At 46.2% G+C, this 2,282-nt stretch carries 1 pseudogene; it reads right to left on the bottom strand.

The features are described from left to right. Positions 1 to 2,282 (bottom strand): annotated as a pseudogene (locus QTN94_RS19610) (LysM domain-containing protein); the annotation flags it as partial.

The following is a 2,282-nucleotide window of genomic DNA, read 5'->3' as shown; positions in this document are numbered from 1 at the left end:
TCCCGTAAGCTGATGACATTTTTGGCGTAGCGTTGCCATTGTTCTGCTTTATTAAGCTCAGTGGGGTGCGGTAAGCCCATACGTTGCAGGGCATTTTCAAAGCGCTTGATTTGCCCTGTATCGGCTCGGCTTGCTCCTAACCAATTGAGTATTTGATTGATCGCTTTGCGCTGGTTTTGATTTCTGGTTGCAGATCGAGCCCTAGCACCATCTCCCCATAGAGGAATATCATTATAATGAATCAACACCGACAATAACTTAGCCAATGTTTCCGCTGGCATATTGGTGATCCACTGCTGATTTTCTTGTTGGTGCTCTTTCGAAAGCAAAAAGTTAGCAACAAAGTAGGCACTTTCTTGGTCGGTGGCTTGCTTCTCCATATCATCAATGATGTTAAATGGCAGCATCATCACTTGGCCAATGGTTAAGCCAAAGGCAGCGGCGACCGTCAGCACTTTATTGAATTCGGCAAAACTGTTGACTTTGCCTGACTCATCAAAGAACTCAAAGCGCTGAAATCCTTTAATATTCATCACGCCAAGCAGCGCAGCAAAGAAGTCATCTGCGGCTTTCGGGTTCAGTTCAGTGGCAAATTTCCCACCGAATCCTACCCCAGCCGTGGCCGCCATCGCCGTAATAAAGATAAAACGGCCGTTATTGAACGTGCACTGGAATACACCATCATACCCAATCCCCGCCGAGACTTTAAAGTCAGAACTGACTTTAAACAGGTTTTGTGTTGCGCTTTTTTGATCTTTTGCCCAATCTAGCTTACAGCTCAGAGTGCCCCCCGCTTCCAAACCAGCAAAGGCTTTTGCTTGCGCAGTAGCTCCTGCCGCAAGGGGACTGTTTCGGCTGCCTTCCTGCCCTAAGCCGGACACATTGTAATTGGTATAGTCACTTCTGCTTGGTACTGTTCCTTTGATGCCGAGAGGGCGAACTTCTTGCTCTCCTGAAGATTCTTCCATATTGCCGATGTGTATTTGCGTGGCAACTTTTAAGCTTGCTGCGAGCACACCATAGACTTTACCTTCAAATTCAAGCACAGCAGAGCCAATGTTTTCTGTATGTCGTTTTTGGTTACCACGGGTACGATAAGGGATGTCCAATGCCATGCTGCCGCTGGCTGGCAGCCTGAGTTTTATCTTTTGCTCTGCACTGGCGAGAGAAAAATCGCTTTGAAACTCGGCTTTTAAGGTGCCTTTGTGGAAGGTGTCTTGGTCAATAGCGGTACTGGCACTGTAAGCAAAACGAGCAAATTGCGCTCCTCCGCTGGTTTCTGTCATTGCGCTAATACCAAACGTTTCATTTTGGTACTCTTTGCTACTCCAAGGGAAAATAACATCGCTAATATTCGCCCAGTTAATCGATTTTTCAAATTTCAAAGAGCGAAGAACAGCGTCAGAAGAGCCACCAAGTGCCTGCTCAAAGGCTTTAGATAGTGACTCTTTTTGTCGGCTGACAGACGTTGCTAAATTTAGGTTAACAATGGAAGTGCATTTTTTGTTATCGGCGACATCGTGCGACAGTACCGGACTATCGGAAAGGATATATAGCAGCTTATCTGGCTTGGAAGAGAGCGCACACTCAACAATCGTCCTTTGGTTCGCTCCGTTGTTGGCATAGATATGGTTGTCTAAGTTTTTCGGTTTCCATAGTGCTTCATTGAGCACCACACGCCGATCCGAGGCTTCTTGTGTTGGAACGTCACCAGCAAAGGTAACGGAGGTTCTCTGGTAATCATAGTAAGGATTGTTGGCGCGGCTTTGCGCGGTGACCAGTAAAGCGTCGCAACGTTCTTGGGCCTTTTCAGCAAACACAAATAGCCGCTTAACGTAATTGCTGTAGTTTTCGTTTTGCCCAAATCGTTCAGAAAAATCTCGGATACGAACCGCGACTTCCTGAAGTAAAACGAGGTTCAATATATAGGCACTGTAGTAACCGAGCTCGCTGTGAATAGGCGTCTCTCTATTGAGCTTCTCTAAGCCAAGGAGCAATTTGTCGATGCTTGGACGATGGTTCTCAAGGTGCTGGCGAAGAAACTCGACATTTTGCCAACCTTGAAAGAGTTGCTGTTCGCTTAAGCACTGTTCTTTTATGTATGTTCCGGTCTGATTTAAACGATGCATAGCCGCAAAAAAGTGGCGGTATTTAATGTTGTTTTGGTTATTCGCGGTAAAGAACGCCAATGGTTTCCATTCTATTCGCTGGCTATTGAGTTTTGTTAGAACAGAATGAGCGTGTGTGACCCAGTAGTCATAGCCGTTGTAAGCCTCTTCCAG

The organism is Vibrio sp. M250220 (assembly GCF_036533795.1).
GTDB lineage: Bacteria > Pseudomonadota > Gammaproteobacteria > Enterobacterales > Vibrionaceae > Vibrio.
This window is presented reverse-complemented; position numbering and strand designations above follow the sequence as displayed.